This is a genomic window from Stenotrophomonas sp. 80084_Sma, assembly GCF_056481995.1.
The window spans coordinates 427,170-446,304 of record NZ_CM151177.1 but is presented as its reverse complement, the minus strand read 5'-3'; the positions used below and the strand labels follow the sequence as shown (position 1 = coordinate 446,304).

Genomic DNA, 19,135 nt, shown 5'->3' with positions numbered 1-19,135 from the left:
CGCCTAGCGCGCCGGCACCTCGGTACGGATGCCCATCGCCTCGCGGTAGCGTGCGTACAGGGCCATCACCTTGTCCACGTAGGCCAGGGTTTCGGCATAGGGCGGCACGCCCTTGTAGCGGGTGACCGCGCCGATGCCGGCGTTGTAAGCGGCCGCTGCCAGCGGCCGATCACCGTTGTAGCGACGCAGCAACGCGCGCATGTAGCGGGCGCCGCCATCGATCGACTGCTGCGGCGAGAACGGATCATTCACCCCGTACTCCTGCGCGGTGTCCGGCATCAACTGCATCACGCCCTGTGCGCCCTTGCTGGACACCGCCAGTGCATCGAAGTTGCTTTCGGCATGGGCGATCGCGCGCAGCCACGCGTCATCCACGCCGGTGGCCTTGGCGGCGGCCTTGAACTGTTTGGCATGCTGCGCCAGCTGCGGCTTGCCCACCTTGCCCAGGCCTTCGTGGGCAGGTTCACCCGGCGGCGTGGCCATGGTGAACTTCAGGAACACCCGCGAGCCGGGCAGGTTGCGGGTGGAGTAGACCAGCGCGCCATCCTGCTCGCGCTCGTACAGCACGCCACTGAACACGCCCATGTTGCCCCACAGATTCGGGGTCTGGATGGCGTTGTCGTCGATTTCCTTCGGGGTGCAGCGTGAACCGGGTTCCGGCGCGGTGGCCAGGCTGACGGTGTTGCCCTGCACGCAGCGGTAGACGGTGCGCGCGGCGGCCAGCCCGGGCCACAGGCTGGGCAGCAGCAACAGCGCAAGCAGGAGAGGGCGACGGAACATGGCGGCCGGATCATCCGGCCGCGCCCGCTAATGCTGGGTGAATGGGGGTCGGCAGGGCTGCGCCCTGCACCCGTGGTAGTGCCGGCCGCTGGCCGGCAACCTCAACAGCAACGGCAACGGCCGATTTCCTGCGGGGGTCGGATCCCGTTGCTGCGCAACGGTCTCTGACCCCACTCCAGAGAGATCTCTGGATCAATCGATGGAACGCAAACGCTGGGTTACTTCGCGGTCCTCCGCCGCACCCAATACCCCACGCCCAACAGCACGAACCACACCGGGCTGGCGACCAGCGCCTGGCGGGTGTCGGCCTGCAGGCTCAGCAGCACCAGCACGGCGGCGAAGAACACCAGGCAGGCCCAGCACATGGCGACGCCGCCGGGCATCTTGAAGATCGAGGCGGCGTGGCGTTCCGGGTAGCGGCGGCGGTAGGCCATGTAGGCCACCAGGATCAGCGACCAGACGAAGATGAAGAGCACGGTGGCCAGCGTCGTCACCAGGGTGAAGGCGGTCACCAGGTTGGGGATCAGGTAGATCAGCAGCGTGCCGCCCAGCAGGCACAGGCACGAGAACAGCAGGCCACGGGCGGGCACTGCGGCGCGTGACAACTTCGACAACCCGCGCGGTGCGTGGCCCTCTTCGGCCAGACCGTACAGCATGCGGCTGGTAGAGAAGATGCCGCTGTTGGCCGAGGACGTGGCCGAGGTCAGCACCACGAAGTTGATCAGGCTTGCCGCGGCGGGAATGCCGGCCAGCACGAACAGCTGCACGAACGGGCTCTTGTCCGGCACCACCTGGCGCCACGGGGTGACCGCCATGATCGCGATCAGCGCCAGCACGTAGAAGATGATGATGCGCACCGGGATCGAGTTGATCGCCTTCGGCAGGTTGCGTTCGGGGTCTGCGGTTTCAGCGGCAGTTGTACCCACCAGCTCGATGCCGACGAAAGCGAACACCGCGATCTGGAAACCGGCGAAGAAGCCGACAAGGCCCATCGGGAACATGCCGCCGTCATTCCACAGGTTCGACAACGACGCGGTGTGGCCACTGGGCGAGGTGAAGCCCCACGCCACCAGCCCGGCGCCGGTGATGATCAGCGCACAGATCGCCACGATCTTGATCAGCGCGAACCAGAATTCCATCTCGCCGAACAGCTTTACCGTCACCAGGTTCAGTGCCAGCAACAGCAGCACGCAGGCCAGTGCCGGTATCCACGCATCCAGCCCAGGGAACCAGAACTGCGCGTAGGCGGCAATCGCGATCACGTCAGCGATGGCGGTGACGATCCAGCAGAACCAGTACGTCCATCCACAGAAGAAGCCGGCCCAGGGACCGAGCAGATCGGTGGAGAAATCGATGAAGGATTTGTACTGCAGGTTGGACAGCAGCAGCTCGCCCATCGCGCGCATCACGAAGAACAGCATCGCGCCGATGATCAGGTAGACGAAGACGATGGACGGGCCGGCCAGGCTGATGGTCTTGCCCGAGCCCATGAACAGGCCGGTGCCGATGGCACCACCGATGGCGATCAACTGCAGGTGGCGGTTGGACAGGCTGCGGCGCAGGTGCTCGGGGGGCGTTGCGGGCTCGGTCATGGGCGTGCACTGGGGCGGGCGAAGCGTTCGACGTTAGTCCTCCCCGGCCCGGAGCGCCAGCGCTGGACGGCCCGATTGCGTCAATCATGGTCGCTTTCATCACATTGTGACCGAATACCGGATTCGTCCCATTCCGCCCGGCCCGGCGTCATGCTCAGATAGCCGCACCTGCCCAAGGATCGGCCTGACCATGTGCCCTGCCCTGCCCGCCCCGCTGGAGCTCCGGCCTTGAGTCGGCTACGCGTGATCATTGGTGGCACCGCGCTGGCGCTGCTGGCCGCGGCCGTGCCGATCGCGGTGATGGCCTATGCCACCTGGGACCGTGCAGTCAGCGTCGAGCAGCAGCGGCTGCGCGACATCGCCGGTCGCGCCCTGCGCCGCGCCGACCAGTCCTACCAGGAAGCGCTGGCGGCACTGCAGTCGGCCGAGGTCGGCGCCCACGACGCCTGCGGGCCCGACCATATCCGGCGCATGCAGACGCTGGTGATGACCTCGCCGTCGGTCGACCAGATGGGCTACTTCGAGGGTGGCAAGCTGCGCTGTACGTCGTGGGGGCCGTTCCTGTCCGACGTCAACCAGCCCAAGGCCGACCACGTCACCAGTGATGGCGCCGGCATCGCCGTGGATGTGCGCCCCGAGGCCAGCGGACGGCGCCAGGTCCTGTCGATCCTGTACGGCAACTACGACGTGCTGGTCGATCCGCGCCGCTTCGTCGATGTCATCGCCGACCCGAACGTGCGCCTTGCCCTGGCCAGCCCCGATGGGCGTCTCCTGGCCAGGCAGGACGGCATGGATCCGGCATTGCTGGAGACCCTGCTGCGCGCCCCCGATGAAGGCCTGGACCACCACACCCTGTATGCCACCGCCCGCAACGAAGAGTGGTTGGCGATCGCGACCATGCCGCGTACCGCGCTTGCCGCGACCTTCCGCCAGCAGGCGTGGCTGTTCGTGCCGATCGGCGTTCTGCTGGCCGCTGCCGGTGCCGGCCTGGTGATCTGGCTGTCGCGCCGCCGCCTGTCCCTGCGCGGCGAGCTGGCCACAGCGATCCGCCGCCGCGAGCTGTACCTGCACTACCAGCCGATCATCGAGCTGGATACCGGCATCTGCGTCGGCGCCGAAGCGCTGGTGCGCTGGCAGCGCCCGGATGGCACCCAGGTGCGGCCGGACCTGTTCATTCCGCTGGCCGAAGAGGCCGGCATGATCGGCGCGGTCACCGATCTGGTGATCGAGAACGTGGTGCGCGACATGCGTGAACTGCTGGTGGCCGACCGCAGCGCGCACATCGCGATCAACCTGGCCGCCGAAGATATCAGCAGCGGCCGTGCGCTGAAGATGATCTCCAAGCACATGGCCGGCAGCGGCATCCTGCCGCAGCAGATCTGGATGGAGGCCACCGAGCGCGGCTTCCTGGATCTGGACCGCGCCCGCACGATGCTGGCGCAGGCGCGTCGGGCCGGGCACAGCGTGGCCATTGACGATTTCGGCGTCGGCTTCTCCAGCCTGCAGTACCTGGAACAGCTGCCGCTGGACGCGTTGAAGATCGACAAATCATTCATCGATGCGATCGACACCGAGAGCGCCACCAGCCCGGTAACCCCGCACATCATCGACATGGCCAAGGAGCTGGGCCTGTGGGTGGTGGCCGAGGGCGTGGAGACCGAGGCACAGCTGGCGTATCTGCATACCCGGAAGGTCGAGTTCGCGCAGGGTTGGCTGTTCTCGCGGCCGCTGCCGCGGGATGAGTTCGTGGTGTTCCATCACAAGCGGCAGCAGCGCTATGGCGCGGCGCGGGAGCACATGCAGAATCCGCGCAGCGTGCCAATCGAGCGTGAGGGGATCGAGTAGGACGGCCAACGGCGGAGCCCCTCGTGGTGGGTCGCGTACTGCTATCCCAGGGTTGGCCGGGACGGTCGGGTTCGCGGGGGACGCCGTAGACCCGTCCATGGGGGCTTGGCCGCGGCTTGCTCGTGTGCGCTGTCCTGCGCACACGGCAAGACCGGGGTTGGGCGTCCTGCCCAACCCGCCCGAGGCATGCCCCCCCCCCCCCCCCCCCCCCCCCCCCCCCCCCCCCCCCCCTCCCCCCTTTCCCGGCCCCCCCCCCCCCCACACCCCACACAAAAAAAAAAACACCCCCGGCGCCGCGGCGCGGGGGGCCCCCCCCCGCGGGGGGGGGGGGGGGGGGGGGGGGGGGCGGCCGCCGGCCGGCCCCCCGGGGGCGTTTGGTTTGCGCCTCCCCCCCGGCCTTCGGCCGTGCCAGCAGCCCCACCACGGTCCCCGCCACCAGCAGCAACGGCAACCATCCCAGCTGGCTCGGGCCACTGGCCTGCAGCAGCACACCGCCTGCTACGCCACCGGCGGCAATCGCCAGGTTCCAACCGGTCACCAGCATCGACTGCGCCAGGTCGGCGGCAGCACCGGCACGGCGTGCGAGCGCGGTCTGGAACAGGGTCGCAACCGACCCGAACGCCACACCCCACAGGATCGTTGCCAGCAGCAGCGGTGTGGCCTGTCCTGGCCACAACAGCAGGGCCAACACCGGAAGAATGAAACCGATCACGGCCGCCCACACCAGCGTGCGCAGATGACGGTCCACGCCCCAACCGGCAATGCCGATACCAACGATGGCAGCCACGCCGAAGGCCAGCAGCAGGCGGTCCAGCCACCGGCCGGCGCCGGCCTCCACCGCCAGCGGTTCGATGTAGGTGTACAGCACGTTGTGCGCCAGCACGTACAGCACCATCACCGCCAGCGCGCTGCGCACGCCGGGCATGCGCCACACCGTACCCAACGACGTGCGCTGACCGGCCGCGGCCGCCGGTAGCGCCGGCAGTGCCCAGCGCGCGTACGCCAGCAGGCCGACCCCCAGCACGCTCATCAACGCGAACGCCCAGCGCCAGCCGATCTGCTGGCCCAGCAACGTGCCCGCCGGTACACCCAGCGACAGCGCCAACGGCGATCCAACCATCGCCACCGCGATTGCCCGGCCCTGCAGCGACGGCACCACCATGCGCGCCGCATAGCCGGCCACCAGCGACCACAGCAGGCCACCACTCACACCGGCCAGGAAACGCGCGGCAAGGATCAGCGGATAGCTGCTGCTCACGGCGGTCAGCGTGTTGACCACCACGAAGCCGGCAATGGCGGCCAGCAACAAGGGGCGTCGCGGCAGGCGCTGGGTCAACGCGGTCATCGGCAGTGCGGCCATCACCGATCCCAGCGCGTACACGCTGACCAGCTGGCCCACCGCCGCATCACTCACGCCCAGGCTCTCGCCCATCGGCCGCAGTACACCGGCCGGCAGGGTTTCGGTCAGCAGGGTGATGAAGCCGCCGCCGGCCAGCGCCAGCAGCCCCGCCCACGGCAGGCGCGTGGCTTCACCGGCCGGGCTGGCCGCATCAATGGCATGGCCGCTCATCGCGCAGCCTCCAGATCGGCGTAGACCGCGTCACGCAGCTCATCAACGAAGGCACCGTCCATGCCTTCGTACAGGGTGTTGGTCAGCGCCACCACGCTCAGCCCACGCGCAGGATCGACAAACCAGCTATGGCCGTAGGCACCGCCCCAGCGCCAGGTGCCTTCGCTCTGCGGTGTGCCACTGGCGGCGGCATCGCGCAGCACCGCAAAGCCCAACCCGAAGCCCCAGCCGGCCGGTTCCGGCGGCCCCTGCTCGCCCACCTGCGGGCTGGCCATCTCCGCCACCAGCGCGGGCGGCAACAGATTCGAAGCTTGCACATCGCGCAAGGCCTCCAACACCGCCATCACCTCGTCGGCGCTGCCAATCAGTCCAGCACCGGCCGAAGGGAAACGGCTGGCATCGGTAGCACGGGCGAGGCTGTACTCGATGCCGACCGTACCCTCGAACGGTGCGACCACTTCGCCTTCCTGCAGGCGATGCGGCTGCGGCGTGTCACTCACATACGGCGTGGCCAGCCGTGCGGCATCGGTGGTCGCGAATGCGGTGTCGGCCAGCCCCAGTGGCGCGGCCAACAAGTGCTCGAACAGTGCCTGCAGCGTTTCACCGGTCGCGGCTTCAGCCACGGCGCCCGCGACGTCCACGCCCAACGAGTACAACCATTGGCTGCCCGGCGCGAACAACAGCGGCGCCTGCGCGATGCGATGCACGTTGTCGGTCAGCGTCAGCGGATTCGCATCCATGCCATCGCTGACGCCGGCCTGTGCGTACGGGCCATCCGCATTGGCTTCGAGGAAGCGGTAACCCAGCCCGCTGCTATGGCTGAGCAGTTGGCGCAGGCTGATCGGCGGCGTGCTGCCATCGGCCAGCGCCGGGCGGAAGTCCGGCAGCCAGCGCTGTACCGGCGCATCCAGGTCCAGCACGCCTTCGGCTACCAGGCGCAGGATCACCGTGGTCAACAGCGGCTTGCTGACCGATGCCAGCCGGAACAACTGATCGCGCTGCATCGGCGTGGCCGACTCGCGATCGGCCAGCCCGGTCGCGCTGGCGTGGCGCAGCACACCGTGCTCGCGCACCAGCACCACCGTACCGACCAGGCGCTGTGGGTGGACCTGCTGCAGCAGCCGCTGCACCGACGGCAGCGTCGGCGCAGGTGCAAGGGAAGGAACAGCGTTCATCGCGGTGATCCGTGGGGAGAGGCCCGCCACGTTAGGCACCACGCCCTCGTGCAAAAAGCCGGTTGCCGCTCCGGGCATCATGGACCGTGCAGTCCGCAATCGGCATGATGGCCGGAACTGCAAGGCCGCAACGGGCTCCACACCACTTCGCACCACAGTGTTGCGATGGCGGAGCCGTCCGCTACAGCCGCGCCGACCTACCCTGCCGCTTTCATTGCCCGCACGCCCATGTCAGTCCTCGACAACCTCGCCAACCTGCAGACCTTCGTGCACGCGGCCGACACCCGCAGCTTCGTCGAGACCGGGCGCCTGCAGGGCATCTCGGCCTCGGCCGCCGGCAAATGCGTTGCCCGGCTGGAACAGGCACTGGGCGTGCGCCTGTTCCACCGCAGCACGCGCAGCATCACCCTCACCGCCGAGGGTCAGCTGTTCCTGGCACGCTGCCGGCGCATCCTCGACGAGCGCGATGCCGCGCGCACCGAGCTGGCACAACCACACGCCACGCCACGCGGCACACTGCGCATCGGCCTGCCGCTGGTGGGTGACCTGACCCTGCCGCTGATGGCCGAGTTCATGGCCGCGTATCCGGACATCCGTCTGGACCTGGATTTCAGCGACCGGCTGGTCGATGTCATCGAGGAAGGCTTCGACGCTGTGCTACGCGTCGGCGAACCCAGCGACTCACGCATGAACGCCCGACGCCTGGGCGTGTTCCCGCGCCGCATCGTTGCCTCGCCGGCGTACCTGCAGCGCCGCGGCGTTCCGCGTGCGCCGGCCGACCTGCTCCAACACACCCTGCTGCACTACCGCTTCCCCAGCACCGGCAAGCTGGAGCTGTGGCCGATCCAGTGGCCCGGCAAGGAAGCACCGCAGGAACTACCCGTGCACATGGTGGCCAACACCATCGAAGCGCGCGTGGCGCTGGCACTGCGCGATATCGGACTGGCCTTCGTGCCGGTGCACTCGGTGCGCGATGCACTGGCCGATGGACGCCTGCTGACCGTGCTCGACGAGCATGTGCACTCCTGCGGCATTTTCCACCTGCTGTGGCCGTCGGGCCGCCACGTGCTTCCGAAGCTGCGGGTATTCATCGACTTCGTCAGCGCGCGCCTGGAAACCGTGCCGTAGGCCGGTAGATCCGCGCCATGCGTGGATGCCCTTGTAGAGTCGAGCCATGCTCGACTCAGCGTCTGCCAGGCGAAGCGCAGCCGAGCATGGGCTCGGCTCTACAACGGAACCACTCGAACACTGGTAGCGCCGGGCCATGCCAGCGGCCGCCGCACCCGACCATTCAGCCAACCCCGCTATACTGGCCGCTCATTCCTCCCAGAGGCTCGCGACCAATGCGCCATTGATGCCGCCGTCTTCCCACTAGACGGCCTGACTCTTCCCGCCCCTGCGCGCAGGGGAGAACCCGGCATCCATGGAGGTCGCATGACCCCGTATCCCCTCACGCTCGATCGCGTTTCGTATCGATTGGCCGACGGCCGTGTGCTGTTTTCCGATCTGTCGTTTTCCTTCGAACCGGTCGCCACCGGCCTTGTCGGTGCCAATGGCACCGGCAAAAGCGTGCTCGCACGCCTGCTGGCCGGGCGGCTGTCGCCCGACAGTGGCCAGGTGCGTGGCAGTGGCCGCGTGTTCCTGTTGCCCACACCGGGCTATCCACCTACCGGTACCGTCGGTGAGTTGGCCGGTGTGGGTGAAGCCCTGTCCGCGCTCGCACGCATCGAAGCCGGCAGCGTCGATGAGGCCGACTTCACCTGCATAGGCGACCGCTGGGATCTGCGTGAACGCCTGCAGCAGCAGTGGCAGGCGCTGGGCTTGCCCGATGATCTCGATCACGCCCAGCCTGCTGCGCGCCTCAGTGGCGGCAAGGCCATGCAGGTGGCGCTGTCCGGCGCCTGGGCCAGCAGTGCCGGCTGGCTGATCCTGGACGAACCCAGTAACCACCTCGACGCACGCCATCGCCAACAGCTGTACGAACAGTTGCAGCAGTGGCGCGGTGGCCTGCTGGTGATCAGTCATGATCGCGAGTTGCTGGGCCGAATGCAGCAGATTGTCGAACTCGATGGGCGTGGCCTGCATCGCTATGGCGGCGCATGGCAGCACTACGCCGACACACGCGCCGCCGAACGTGAAGCCGCCACCGCCCAGCTTGACCATGCACGTGCGCAGCATCGGCAACAGCAACGCAGCGCTCGCGAACAACACGAACGTCAGCAGCAACGCCAGGCACGCGGCAATCGCGATGCGAAGCAGGCCAACCAGGCACCGATCCTGCTTGGCCGGCAGAAGCAGCGCGCCGAAGCCAGTCATGGGCGCGCGCAGCAGGTGCAGTCCGAACGCCTGCAGGCCAGCGCAGAGCAACTGCGCGCAGCGGCCTCGGCGGTTCACACCGCGCCGGAACTGGCGCTGTTTGCCGGTGCGGGGGAACGTGGCAGCACGCGCCTGCTGCAGGCGCAGGATCTGGTCCTCCCACATGGCTGCAGCGCCCCGTTGCAGCTGGAGATCCGCCGCGGCCAGCGCATTGCCGTGGTCGGTGACAACGGCAGCGGCAAGTCGACACTGCTGCGGGTGCTGGCGGGTCAGCTGCCCGCGCGCGATGGGACCGTGCAACGTCACACACCGCTGGCGCTGCTCGATCAGCAGCTGCTGGGGCTGTCCGGCGAATGCAGCATCCTCGACAGCGTGCAGGCCGCCAACCCGAGTGCCGACCCCGGGGAGCTGCGCACGCGCCTGGCCCTGTTGGGTCTGGACGCACAGCGCATCCAGCGCGCCGCCAGCAGCATCAGCGATGGCGAGCGGGTGAAGGGTGCGCTGGCCAGCGTGCTGTATGCCGATCCCGCGCCCCAACTGTTGCTGCTGGACGAGCCCGGCAATGCACTGGACCTCAGTGCATTACAGGCGCTGGAAGAACTGCTTGCGGCATGGCCGGGCGCACTGGTGATGGTCAGCCACGACCGGCACCTGCTGCAGGCGTTGCGGCCGACCCAGGTGCTGCACGTGAGCACCGAGGGCTGGCAGTGGCATGACGCCTTGTAGATCCACGCATGGCGTATCGACCCGGGGTAGTGCCGGCCGCTGGCCGGCAGCCCAGGAAACCTCAATGCACCATCAGCGCTTCCACACCGGGAACGCCTGTGGCATCTGCTGCCACAGCAGTGGCCCCGCCCGCAGCTCCTGGTCGTTGAGCAGGCACGCATCCAGTTCCGCGCGCACCGCGCGCTCGTCCATGTGCACGCCGATCACCACCAGCTCCTGGCGCCGATCCCCCCACAGCGGGTGCCACAGCCGCTGCATCGCCGAATGCGCGGCCCTGTCCGGGAATTCCTCCAGCCCCGGCAGCGGCGCACTCCAGCAGTCGGCCTGCTGCCGTGCCCAACCGAGGTCGCTGTAGGGCAGCGGTGTCGGCGGCAACAACGGCGCAGTGTCTTCCAGGCCGGCACGCACGCGGTCGCGCGCGGCATACCAGAAACCCGCCGCCTGCGTCCGCGTCGCGGCGCCCACCGTGTTCAACTCGCCGACCCAATCCATGCGGTTGGCCAGCCAGAACCAGCCCTTGCTGCGGATCACGCCGGGCATGCCGGACTGCAGCGCGCGGGCGAATCGCGCGGGGTGGAACGGACGCCGCGAACGGTAGACGAAGCTGCCGATGCCGTACTCTTCGGTTTCCGGTGTGTGCTCGCCCCGCAGTTCCTTCACCCAGCCAGGCGCACGTTGCGCACGCTCCATGTCGAAGCGGCCGGTATCCAGCAGCTCGGCCAACGGCACATCACCGAAGCTGGACAGCAGCAGCTTCGCATCCCGGTTCAAGCCACGCAGTACCGCCAGCGTGTCCTGCAGCACCTCGTCATCCACCTGGTCGACCTTGCTGACCACGATCACGTCGGCGAACTCCACCTGCTCGCACAGCAGGTCGACCACACCGCGATCATCGTCCGGCCCGGCCTGCTGGCCGCGTTCAGCCAGGCGCAGGGTCGAGCCGAAGTCGGCAAGGAACGCGCTGCCGTCGACCACCGTCACCATCGTGTCCAGCCGCGCGATATCACTCAGGCTGAAGCCGTGCTCGTCGCGCACCGCGAACGTGGCCGCCACCGGCATCGGTTCACCGATGCCCGTCGATTCGATCAGCAGGTAGTCGTAGCGACCCGCATCAGCCAGGCGCCGCACTTCCTGCAGCAGGTCATCGCGCAGCGTGCAGCAGATGCAGCCGTTGCTGAACTCCACCAGCGTCTCTTCGGTGCGGCGCAGCTCGGCACCACCTTCGCGCACCAGCTGCGCATCGATGTTGACCTCACTCATGTCGTTGACGATGACTGCCACGCGCAAGCCCTCGCGGTTGCGCAGGATCTGGTTGAGCAGGGTGGTCTTGCCGGCCCCAAGGAAGCCGGACAGCACGGTGACCGGAAGGCGACGGTCGGCGCGGGAAACAGTGTTCATGTCGGAGCGGGTTGGCTGCGGAACGGAAATGTTACTGTATAACAATTGCAGCGCAAGGAACCTCCCCCGATGAAGTCGCCTTCTGCCGCCCTGCTCGATGCCGGCGCGGTCGCCCTGTCCAGCCTGTGCCTGCTGCACTGCTTGGCGTTGCCCCTGCTTGCCGCCGCGCTGCCGCTGTTCGGCACCTGGGCCGAAGCGGAATGGGTCCACCTGCTGTTCGTGGCCATCGCCCTGCCACTGACCGGCTACGCGCTGTGGCGGGCCGAGCGCCGTCACCCACTGCCCGTGCTGGCCTGGGCCACCGCCGGCGCCGGGCTCGGCCTGCTGCTGGCCGGAGCGCTGGCCTTGCCCTCACATGACTGGGAAACGCCGATGACGGTCACCGGCAGCCTGCTGCTGGCCGCCACGCATATCTGGAACGCGCGGCACCGGCACGCGGGGTAGTGCCGGCCGCTGGCCGGCAACCACATGAGCTTCGGACGCAACCTGCAGTTGCCGGCCAACGGCCGGCACTACCCCTGCTATTTGCCGTAGCGGCGAAGAAGCTCCACCAGCACCGCAGCCTCGTCCGCCCGCTGCTGCGGGTCATCGGCACCCACCACATGTTCCTGCAGGTGCTCGTGCAGCAGCTCCATCAGCAGGCTGTGGGCGGCACCGCGCACCGCGGCGACCTGCACCAGCACGCCCGCGCAGTCCCCCGCTTCCCCCTCGGGCTTGTCCAGCGCCTGCTCCAACGCCGCCACCTGACCCGCGATGCGGCGCACCCGGGTCAGCAGCTGCTTTCGATTCTTGTGTACATGGGCCATGGCGGGATCATATACCCTATAGGGGTATCAACTCCAGCTCCCGCCGCCATGCACTTGGACGCCCTCGCCGCCGCCCGTCGCCACGAACACCGCTTCGACGACGGCAACCCGCTGGCCGAACGCAATACCCGCCGCGCCCTGTGGCTCACCGTCGCCATGATGCTGGTGGAGATCGTCGGCGGCTGGTGGTTCAACTCCATGGCCGTGCTCGCCGACGGCTGGCACATGAGTTCGCACGCGCTGGCGCTGGGCCTCTCGGTGTTCGCCTACCGCTGCGCGCGGCGCTACGCGCACGATCCGCGCTTCGCCTTCGGCACCTGGAAGATCGAGATCCTGGCCGGCTATACCAGCGCCATCGCCCTGCTCGGCGTCGCCGCGCTGATGGCCGTGCAATCGCTGGAACGGCTGTGGGTGCCGGCACCGATCCATTACGACGAAGCCATCGCCATTGCAGCGGTGGGCCTGGGCGTGAATCTGCTCTGCGCCTGGTGGCTGCACGACAGCCCGGGCCACGCGCATCACCATCATGGGCATGGGCATGGGCATGACCATCATCACGGGCACGACCACGATCACGGCCATGCGCACGGTCACGACCTCAACCTGCGCTCGGCCTACGTGCACGTGCTGGCCGACGCCGCCACCTCGGTGCTGGCCATCGTCGCCCTGCTTGGCGGCAAGCTGCTGGGCCTGACCTGGCTGGACCCGGTGATGGGCCTGGTCGGCGCCGTGCTGGTGACGGTCTGGGCGATCGGCCTGCTGCGCGACAGTGGCCGCATCCTGCTCGACGCGCAGATGGATGCGCCGGTGGTGGCCGAAGTGCGCGAGGTAATCGAACAGGGCCCGTGGCCGGCACGCCTGGCCGACCTGCACGTCTGGCAGGTGGGTCGCGGCAAGTACGCGGTCAGCGCCAGCGTGGTCACCAGCGACGTCAGTCTGGATGCCGATACCGTGCGCAACGCGCTGGCGATTCATGAGGAACTGGTGCACGTGACGGTGGAGATTCACCGCAGCGCATGATCCACGCCGGGTAGTGCCGGCCGCTGGCCGGCATGGCATGCTCCGGCCGCCGCTGACCAGTAGAGCCAGGCCATGCCTGGCTGCGTTGCCCACAAGTCGAGCATGGCTCGACTCTACAACTACAGCTTCAACATCATCCGCAGCAGGTACATCAGCAGCGGCAGCGCACTCAGCACCGCACCACCGATGCCGATCCACGGCCAGCGCTCGCCGCGCACGCGCGAAGCCACCGCCAGACCGCAGCCCACCAGCGCCGCGCCCAGCACCCCCACGCCCAATCCCGCAGCCATGCCATTGCCGCCTGCGGCCACCGCCGCCTGCGCAGCCAACGTGCCCGCGCCCCAACCCACAGCGATCCCCAGCCAACTGGCCACGCCGCACCACGGTGCCTTGCCCTTCGCCATCCGAAAACCCCTGTGTCCTTGCCGAATTTCTGTACGGACCACGCCCGTGTGCTGCCTACACTAGCCGCACCTGCCCCGTCGGGACATCCCATGCGCACGCTCCGCCTGCTGCTGCCCGGTGCCCTCCTGCTGCTCACCGCCTGCAGTGGTGATGCCGGGCTTCCTTTCAGCGCCGACCCGTTGCAGGGCTGCTTCGCCACCGGCGCGCGCAAACCGGCCGACTTCCGCATCAACAAGGAAGGCGGCCAGTACTTCGTCTCCTTCAGCCGCGGTGACCAGTGGCAGCGCGAACCCAACGCCCTGCACAAGGCCACCCGCAGCGAGATCAGCCGCTACTTCCGCGATGACGCCGAGCAGATCGACAGCGCGTTGATCCGCATGGCCGGTGGCTTCGGCATCTTCCACTTCAACAAGGGCGCGACGCTGAAGGGAAAGGCCAGTGATAGTGACTACATGGCGCTGATGCTGATCGGGGCTGGGCCCGTGTACGCGGTCAAGTGCCCGTAAGACGCAATGATTCTGATGGCGGGTCAGGGCAATATGGGCACATCCTGTCTTCTTTGAGGAGCGATGCCAATGCTGCTGTTCCTGCTGCTTGCGGTAAGCGCGCCGAAGACCCAGGGTGCCTATGACGAAGTCCGGCAGCTGCCCGATGGCCAGACCCTGATCATGCGCACCCTGGACTGGGATCTCGGTGATGGCCGCCACGAGCGCGTTACCGTGCATTGGCTGCTGCAGGAAGACGGCAGCCTGCGCTACGACTTTGATCGGCAGCCACCGGAAACCCAGGAGGTCCACCGTCAGTCGTGCGCGCTGCAGGGCATGCGGCCATCGCGTGGCGTCAACATGATCTCAGGAGAAGGAGCCACGCACGGCTTCAGCTGCACCAGCCAGCGGTAGCGCCGAGCCCACGCTCGGCTCCTCCCGTCTACATCCACGCATGGCGTGGATCTACTGCAGCAGCCACGCGTGACCCCGGCAACAGCTGCGGTACCATGCCCTCCCCCGAACCGCCCCGGTACCCGCCGTGCCCCATTACACCGGCCCCCTGCTGACCCGCGACAGCGCTGACACCCTGCGCCGTGCCCATGACAAGGGCGCTGCTGAATGGCAGGGCTCGCTCGACCTTGGCCGCGGCCAGGACAGCGTGGTGCTGGATGCCGACGGCTTCCACTTCCGTGGCCAGCGCTACCCGTGGCCGGGCAAGTTGAAGGACCGCACGCTGTACTACTGGGACGGCGAGGACTTCGCACCGATCTCGCGCTACAGCGGCTCGCTGATCAAGCTGGTGCCGACCGGATGGGGCGCACCGACCTTCGAGATCGACGGCATCAAGATGCTGCCGACCTCCAAGCTGTCACCGTTCGAGGATGCGCGCCGCAAGGTCGAGCTGGTCGCCCCGGCCGGCAAGGTCATCCTCGATACCTGCGGCGGCCTGGGCTACTTCGCCGCCTGCGCGCTGGAAGCCGGTGTCGGCCAGATCCGCTCGTTCGAAAAGAACGCCGACGTGATGTGGCTGCGCACACTCAACCCGTGGTCGCCCGATCCGGACTCGGCCGCCGCCGGTGGGCGCCTGCAGTTCAGCCAGGGCGACGTCTCGCAGCAGATCGAACAGGTGGCCAGTAACAGTGTCGACGCGATCCTGCACGACCCGCCGCGCTTCGGCATCGCCGGCGAACTGTACTCGCAGGTGTTCTACGACCACCTCGCCCGCGTCATCCGGAAGGGCGGGCGCCTGTTCCACTACACCGGCGCGCCGAACAAGCTGACCAGCGGACGCGACGTGCCGCGCGAAGTGGCCAAGCGCCTGGAAAAAGCCGGCTTCAAGGCCGAACTGGCGCTGGACGGTGTGCTGGCCGTCAAGCGCTGAGCTTCATTCCGAGTCAACCTTCGCCAGCTTCATCACCCACTTCGGCACTTCCGGTTCACCGGCGTAGAAGTCTTTCGGCTTCTTCTCGGCCATCGCCCAGCGGTGCAGCCAGCTCGGGCCATAGCGACCGCTGTAGCCCTCGGCGCCACGCGCGTAAGCGGGATCGCGCATCGCCTCATCCAGTGAAATGAAGCGATAGCCGCGCCGCTTGGTCGCCGCCACCAGTTCGGCGAAGGTGGCTGCATTGAGTTCGTTGGCATGCATCAGCCACACCTGCGGCAGCGCGTAGCCCAGCAGCGCCTGCGACTGCTTCTCGTAGTAGTCCAGCTTGTTCAGCATGTAGGGCACATAGCCCTTGCGCAGCTGCGCCAGCATCGCCTCGCGCGCCGGGGAATCAGGCTGCTCGTTCATCACGTTGGCATAGGCGAAGGCCCACACCCACTCCCCGTTGTCGACCGTCACCGGCGCCACGCGGTAGCCATGCTGCTTGAAGAACACGTCCATCTCCGCGCGTTCTTCCGGTGTGCGTCCGGCACGCAGATAGGGATGGCGCATCCACTGCGGTTTCAGTCCGCGCTCGGCCAGCAGCGGCCGCAGCACCGTTTCACCACGCAGAAAATCCTGCTGGAACGCAGGCACCCCCCTGGCGTTCAGATCCATGTGCGAATAGGTGTGGTTGCCCAGCACATACCCGGCGTCCAGCCAGTCGCGCAGCATCTGCACCCGCGCGGGCTGCACGTGTCCGTTGATCTCAAGCTTGTTCTCGTTGACGAAGCCGACCACCGGCACACCCGCCTGGCGAAGCTGGGCCATCAGCGCTTCGTGCCGCGACTGCAGGTCCGGCGGAACGATCTCGTCCACCCGCGCCCACGGCAGGTCGTCGATGGTCATCGCGATCCGGCGATCCACCTCGGCGGCGTGTACCGCCAACGAACACAGCAGCAATGGCACCGCACGCAGCAACCAACGCATCAGCACATCCTTGCAGGGGCGAAGTGCTGACTCTAGCGCGATTGCGGGCGCGCGGCCGGCCCCACACCCGCTATGGGCCGGGCGACTGCTCCTGACGTTCGCGCACGATCGCCCGCCACAGCACGAATCCTGCAGCCATCGCCATCAGCATCAACGCGACCAGCACCAGGGCAAGATCATCGGGATTGCGCAGCAGCGGTGCATGCTCATGGGTGAGAATCTCGAACACCACCTGCTGCGCCTGTGCCAGCGGCAACCGGCCCTGCTCGCCCAGCTCCACCAGGCACGCCGCTGGGGACAGCTTGGCCACGCCAGTCCATGCCAGGTCGTACAGGTGCAATGCCCTGAGGGCCAGCGCCAGGATCGCGGCGTGCAGCGCCATCAGCCCCCAGTTGGCACGTCGCAGGCGTTCCGACAGGCGGCCCAGCCGGTAGACGCTGATCGACATCGCGCCCAGCAGCGCCAGTACCACGCCCGCCATCGGAATCCACTGCAAGGGTTGCCACGGTGCAAGCGCAGTGGACCGCGCCAGCAGTTGTTCGGCCACCTGCATGCGCGCGACAGGGTCGGGCCCACCGCATGCGTCATCCACCGGCTCCAGCAGCAGTCCCACACGGTAGTGGAAGAAGCCGACTGCAAGGGCTACCGCCAGCAGCGCCACCACCTGCAGTGCCAGCAGGATCGGGCCAGGACCACAGATACGACAGAAGCGGGTAGCAGCAGAGACCATCGGTTCATCCATGACAACAAAGGACCATCCTAACCAAGCGCCCTGTGCTTGTCGGCTGGCGGATACGACAACCGGCGCGCGGTCCCGGTAGGATGTGGATGAGCATGGATGGTCGTATGTAGAGGTGTTGTGGATGGTCACGCTGTATCTGTGGGTGCGAACGCTGCTTCCGCTGCTGGCGTTCGTGATCGCCTGGATGCTGCTGTCGCGCCTGATCAAGGCCCGCGTGGCGCGCCTTCCACGGGTTCCCTTGAACCTGCCCGAGCACAGCAGCAGCCCGCGCAGGAAGGACCGGCGCATCTACGCGCGCAAGCTGCGGCGCAAACCGGGCCTACGCACCGCAACGCGCCCGGCCACCGCGCCGCGCAGCTGGAATCTCGCGGCGGTGTTCGTTTCGTTCTCTGCGTTGATTGCCGCCGTGCTGGTCATGCCGGATGGCGCGCGCTTCCAGGTCATGGTCGAGAGCATCACCGGCTACCCGGCTACGATTGCTGAAGTACATGTTCCCGCTGCCGGGCAGCCCCTCGTACTGCAGGCGTGGCAGCCAGCACTGGCGCAACTGTCGCGGCCGGTAACGATGCGCTACCCGATCGGACGCACCGGCGGCGAGCATGATGCGCACGCCATGCTACCGGTACAGGTGAGGCATCAGGGGGATCGCCTGCAGGTGGCTACGGCCGTGCCGGTGGATGCCGAGCTGCTGCGTGCAGAGCTTGCGCGCCTGGCGGGGCTGCCGACGGAGGCAATCCCCGTCCGCCAGCGCGAGATCTCACCCTGGCTGGAACCCGGCTGGAAGCCGCTGGCCGACCTGTAGAGCCGAGCCCATGCTCGGCTGCTGTTGCAGTAGATCCACGCCATGCATGGATGGATGCAGAGCGGAGTCGAGCATGGCTCGATTCTACAGATCACGATCCGCGCGGCAGCTTCGCGGCCCACATGTTGTCCACCAGATTGGGATAACGCCGCCCGTTCTCTTCCGCACGCTGCCGGGCTGCCTCCTTCTGCGCAGGCGACAACGGCTGCGACGTCTGGCCCTTGGGATTGGGCTTCTTCCACGGGGGCGTCTTCGGTTCACGCATGGCCGCAGCTTACTGCTTCAGAAAGTTCAACAGCGCCAGATTGAAGTGATCCGCATGACTGGTGTTGCAGCCATGCGGCGCGCCTTCAAGGATCACCACTTCGCTGCCCGGAATGGCTCGGTGCGTGCGCTGGCCAGAACCTTCAAACGGCACGATGGCATCGCTGTCACCGTGCAGGATCAAGGTCGGCACCGTGATCTTCTTCAGGTCTTCGCGGAAGTCGGTTGTAGCAAACGCCTTCATGCACCCCAGCGCCGCCGTCTGGTCGGATTGATGGCACAGCGCGATCGCCGCCTGACGCGTCTCTTCGGTCACCATCAACTGGCCATGGGCGCTGAAGAAATCGCGGGTGAAGCCATCGAAGAACGCCTCACGATCCTTCTCAAGACCGCTGCGCATCTCATCGGCCTTTTCCTGGGTGAGCGGGCCTTCCGGGTTGTCATCACTGCGCAGCAGGAACGGCGGCACCGCCGCTGCAAACACCACGCTGTGCAGACGGTCCTGCCCATGATTGCTCACATAGCGCGCCACCTCACCGCCGCCCATCGAGAAGCCGACCAGGGTGACGTCGTGCAGGTCACGCTCCTCGATCACCCCGGCCAGGTCCGCTGCCAGCGTGTCGTAGTCATAGCCCTCGGCTGGCTTATCGGAACGGCCGAAGCCGCGCCGGTCGTAACTGATCACCCGATGCTGCGCATCGCGCAGGATCGACACCTGTTGTTTCCAGGCATCGGCAGACAGCGGCCAGCCGTGGATCAGAATGACCGGGCGGCCGTCACCACCGGTGTCTTCAACGTGCAGGCGGATGCGGGAAGCAGGCATGGGAGCTCCTGTGGAAGGGGAGGCTTTCAG

Annotated in this window: 19 protein-coding genes and 1 pseudogene; 9 read left to right on the top strand and 11 right to left on the bottom strand. The window is 67.5% G+C overall.

Going from position 1 to position 19,135, the window contains the following annotated elements; translation table 11 throughout:
* Positions 1-3: 3 nt before the first annotated feature.
* Entirely contained in the window at positions 4-780 is a 777-nt protein-coding gene (locus ACZK3W_RS02035) for a lytic transglycosylase domain-containing protein (RefSeq protein WP_125892404.1), read from the bottom strand.
* Positions 781-998: 218 nt separating this feature from the next.
* Complete coding sequence (gene cycA, locus ACZK3W_RS02030) at positions 999-2,372, bottom strand: D-serine/D-alanine/glycine transporter (RefSeq protein WP_049399140.1); 1,374 nt, start codon at positions 2,370-2,372, stop codon at positions 999-1,001.
* Positions 2,373-2,600: 228 nt separating this feature from the next.
* Here cycA and ACZK3W_RS02025 point away from each other — a divergent pair, with 228 nt between their 5' ends.
* Complete coding sequence (locus tag ACZK3W_RS02025; RefSeq protein ID WP_032130444.1) at positions 2,601-4,217, top strand: EAL domain-containing protein; 1,617 nt, start codon at positions 2,601-2,603, stop codon at positions 4,215-4,217.
* A gap of 394 nt (positions 4,218-4,611) precedes the next feature.
* Here the strand turns inward: ACZK3W_RS02025 and ACZK3W_RS02020 are convergent.
* Both ACZK3W_RS02020 and ACZK3W_RS02015 read right to left on the bottom strand, forming a co-directional pair.
* Positions 4,612-5,787, bottom strand: a pseudogene (locus tag ACZK3W_RS02020) (MFS transporter); the annotation flags it as partial.
* Positions 5,784-6,962: a serine hydrolase domain-containing protein gene (locus ACZK3W_RS02015; protein ID WP_478450373.1), complete on the bottom strand. Its 1,179-nt coding sequence runs from the start codon at positions 6,960-6,962 to the stop codon at positions 5,784-5,786. The gene ACZK3W_RS02015 and the pseudogene ACZK3W_RS02020, both read right to left, overlap by 4 nt.
* A 228-nt stretch (positions 6,963-7,190) precedes the next feature.
* On the opposite strand from ACZK3W_RS02015, the gene ACZK3W_RS02010 reads away from it, so the two are divergent.
* Both ACZK3W_RS02010 and ACZK3W_RS02005 read left to right on the top strand, forming a co-directional pair.
* Entirely contained in the window at positions 7,191-8,090 is a 900-nt protein-coding gene (locus tag ACZK3W_RS02010; RefSeq protein WP_285302111.1) for a LysR family transcriptional regulator, read from the top strand.
* A 306-nt stretch (positions 8,091-8,396) separates the two neighbouring features.
* Positions 8,397-10,004 (top strand): ABC-F family ATP-binding cassette domain-containing protein, encoded by a 1,608-nt coding sequence (locus ACZK3W_RS02005; protein ID WP_478450372.1) that lies wholly within the window; start codon positions 8,397-8,399, stop codon positions 10,002-10,004.
* Positions 10,005-10,076: 72 nt separating this feature from the next.
* On the opposite strand, the gene ACZK3W_RS02000 is transcribed toward ACZK3W_RS02005, so the two are convergent.
* Entirely contained in the window at positions 10,077-11,402 is a 1,326-nt protein-coding gene (locus tag ACZK3W_RS02000) for a GTP-binding protein (RefSeq protein WP_478450371.1), read from the bottom strand.
* A gap of 69 nt (positions 11,403-11,471) precedes the next feature.
* On the opposite strand from ACZK3W_RS02000, the gene ACZK3W_RS01995 reads away from it, so the two are divergent.
* Complete coding sequence (locus ACZK3W_RS01995; RefSeq protein ID WP_010484159.1) at positions 11,472-11,846, top strand: MerC domain-containing protein; 375 nt, start codon at positions 11,472-11,474, stop codon at positions 11,844-11,846.
* Positions 11,847-11,923: 77 nt separating this feature from the next.
* On the opposite strand, the gene ACZK3W_RS01990 is transcribed toward ACZK3W_RS01995, so the two are convergent.
* Complete coding sequence (locus ACZK3W_RS01990) at positions 11,924-12,208, bottom strand: metal-sensing transcriptional repressor (protein WP_032130410.1); 285 nt, start codon at positions 12,206-12,208, stop codon at positions 11,924-11,926.
* Between the two features lie 48 nt (positions 12,209-12,256).
* Between ACZK3W_RS01990 and dmeF the strand changes: the two genes are divergently transcribed.
* On the top strand, positions 12,257-13,228 hold the full coding sequence (gene dmeF / locus ACZK3W_RS01985) for a CDF family Co(II)/Ni(II) efflux transporter DmeF (protein WP_285302116.1): 972 nt from the start codon (positions 12,257-12,259) through the stop codon (positions 13,226-13,228).
* A gap of 119 nt (positions 13,229-13,347) precedes the next feature.
* Here the strand turns inward: dmeF and ACZK3W_RS01980 are convergent, their stop codons facing one another.
* Positions 13,348-13,632 carry a hypothetical protein gene (locus tag ACZK3W_RS01980; RefSeq protein ID WP_132809020.1) on the bottom strand — a complete coding sequence of 95 codons (285 nt, stop codon included), beginning with the start codon at positions 13,630-13,632 and terminating at the stop codon, positions 13,348-13,350.
* A gap of 90 nt (positions 13,633-13,722) precedes the next feature.
* Here ACZK3W_RS01980 and ACZK3W_RS01975 point away from each other — a divergent pair, with 90 nt between their 5' ends.
* From ACZK3W_RS01975 to ACZK3W_RS01965, 3 genes are all read left to right on the top strand, one after another.
* Positions 13,723-14,139, top strand: a complete 417-nt coding sequence (locus ACZK3W_RS01975; RefSeq protein ID WP_478450370.1) for a hypothetical protein — start codon at positions 13,723-13,725, stop codon at positions 14,137-14,139.
* 69 nt (positions 14,140-14,208) lie between these two features.
* Positions 14,209-14,532 carry a hypothetical protein gene (locus ACZK3W_RS01970; RefSeq protein ID WP_032130414.1) on the top strand — a complete coding sequence of 108 codons (324 nt, stop codon included), beginning with the start codon at positions 14,209-14,211 and terminating at the stop codon, positions 14,530-14,532.
* Between the two features lie 127 nt (positions 14,533-14,659).
* On the top strand, positions 14,660-15,502 hold the full coding sequence (locus ACZK3W_RS01965) for a class I SAM-dependent methyltransferase (protein WP_478450369.1): 843 nt from the start codon (positions 14,660-14,662) through the stop codon (positions 15,500-15,502).
* 3 nt (positions 15,503-15,505) lie between these two features.
* Here ACZK3W_RS01965 and ACZK3W_RS01960 read toward each other — a convergent pair whose 3' ends face one another.
* Both ACZK3W_RS01960 and ACZK3W_RS01955 read right to left on the bottom strand, forming a co-directional pair.
* Positions 15,506-16,474 (bottom strand): polysaccharide deacetylase family protein, encoded by a 969-nt coding sequence (locus ACZK3W_RS01960; RefSeq protein ID WP_100437751.1) that lies wholly within the window; start codon positions 16,472-16,474, stop codon positions 15,506-15,508.
* A gap of 70 nt (positions 16,475-16,544) precedes the next feature.
* Positions 16,545-17,204 carry a hypothetical protein gene (locus ACZK3W_RS01955; protein WP_478450368.1) on the bottom strand — a complete coding sequence of 220 codons (660 nt, stop codon included), beginning with the start codon at positions 17,202-17,204 and terminating at the stop codon, positions 16,545-16,547.
* A gap of 133 nt (positions 17,205-17,337) precedes the next feature.
* Between ACZK3W_RS01955 and ACZK3W_RS01950 the strand changes: the two genes are divergently transcribed.
* Positions 17,338-18,018 (top strand): hypothetical protein, encoded by a 681-nt coding sequence (locus tag ACZK3W_RS01950; RefSeq protein ID WP_164079995.1) that lies wholly within the window; start codon positions 17,338-17,340, stop codon positions 18,016-18,018.
* A 91-nt stretch (positions 18,019-18,109) separates the two neighbouring features.
* Here the strand turns inward: ACZK3W_RS01950 and ACZK3W_RS01945 are convergent, their stop codons facing one another.
* Positions 18,110-18,283 carry a hypothetical protein gene (locus ACZK3W_RS01945; protein WP_097048477.1) on the bottom strand — a complete coding sequence of 58 codons (174 nt, stop codon included), beginning with the start codon at positions 18,281-18,283 and terminating at the stop codon, positions 18,110-18,112.
* Positions 18,284-18,292: 9 nt separating this feature from the next.
* Entirely contained in the window at positions 18,293-19,105 is an 813-nt protein-coding gene (locus ACZK3W_RS01940; protein WP_458074931.1) for an alpha/beta fold hydrolase, read from the bottom strand.
* Positions 19,106-19,135: the final 30 nt, after the last annotated feature.

Excerpts from the sequence above, each read along its gene's own strand:
- ACZK3W_RS02035 (WP_125892404.1), bottom strand. The coding sequence starts at position 780 with ATGTTCCGTCGCCCTCTCCTGCTTGCGCTGTTGCTGCTGCCCAGCCTG.
- cycA (WP_049399140.1), bottom strand. The coding sequence starts at position 2,372 with ATGACCGAGCCCGCAACGCCCCCCGAGCACCTGCGCCGCAGCCTGTCC.
- ACZK3W_RS02015 (WP_478450373.1), bottom strand. The coding sequence starts at position 6,962 with ATGAACGCTGTTCCTTCCCTTGCACCTGCGCCGACGCTGCCGTCGGTG.
- ACZK3W_RS02010 (WP_285302111.1), top strand. The coding sequence starts at position 7,191 with ATGTCAGTCCTCGACAACCTCGCCAACCTGCAGACCTTCGTGCACGCG.
- ACZK3W_RS02005 (WP_478450372.1), top strand. The coding sequence starts at position 8,397 with ATGACCCCGTATCCCCTCACGCTCGATCGCGTTTCGTATCGATTGGCC.
- ACZK3W_RS02000 (WP_478450371.1), bottom strand. The coding sequence starts at position 11,402 with ATGAACACTGTTTCCCGCGCCGACCGTCGCCTTCCGGTCACCGTGCTG.
- ACZK3W_RS01995 (WP_010484159.1), top strand. The coding sequence starts at position 11,472 with ATGAAGTCGCCTTCTGCCGCCCTGCTCGATGCCGGCGCGGTCGCCCTG.
- ACZK3W_RS01990 (WP_032130410.1), bottom strand. The coding sequence starts at position 12,208 with ATGGCCCATGTACACAAGAATCGAAAGCAGCTGCTGACCCGGGTGCGC.
- dmeF (WP_285302116.1), top strand. The coding sequence starts at position 12,257 with ATGCACTTGGACGCCCTCGCCGCCGCCCGTCGCCACGAACACCGCTTC.
- ACZK3W_RS01980 (WP_132809020.1), bottom strand. The coding sequence starts at position 13,632 with ATGGCGAAGGGCAAGGCACCGTGGTGCGGCGTGGCCAGTTGGCTGGGG.
- ACZK3W_RS01975 (WP_478450370.1), top strand. The coding sequence starts at position 13,723 with ATGCGCACGCTCCGCCTGCTGCTGCCCGGTGCCCTCCTGCTGCTCACC.
- ACZK3W_RS01970 (WP_032130414.1), top strand. The coding sequence starts at position 14,209 with ATGCTGCTGTTCCTGCTGCTTGCGGTAAGCGCGCCGAAGACCCAGGGT.
- ACZK3W_RS01960 (WP_100437751.1), bottom strand. The coding sequence starts at position 16,474 with ATGCGTTGGTTGCTGCGTGCGGTGCCATTGCTGCTGTGTTCGTTGGCG.
- ACZK3W_RS01955 (WP_478450368.1), bottom strand. The coding sequence starts at position 17,204 with ATGGTCTCTGCTGCTACCCGCTTCTGTCGTATCTGTGGTCCTGGCCCG.
- ACZK3W_RS01950 (WP_164079995.1), top strand. The coding sequence starts at position 17,338 with ATGGTCACGCTGTATCTGTGGGTGCGAACGCTGCTTCCGCTGCTGGCG.
- ACZK3W_RS01945 (WP_097048477.1), bottom strand. The coding sequence starts at position 18,283 with ATGCGTGAACCGAAGACGCCCCCGTGGAAGAAGCCCAATCCCAAGGGC.
- ACZK3W_RS01940 (WP_458074931.1), bottom strand. The coding sequence starts at position 19,105 with ATGCCTGCTTCCCGCATCCGCCTGCACGTTGAAGACACCGGTGGTGAC.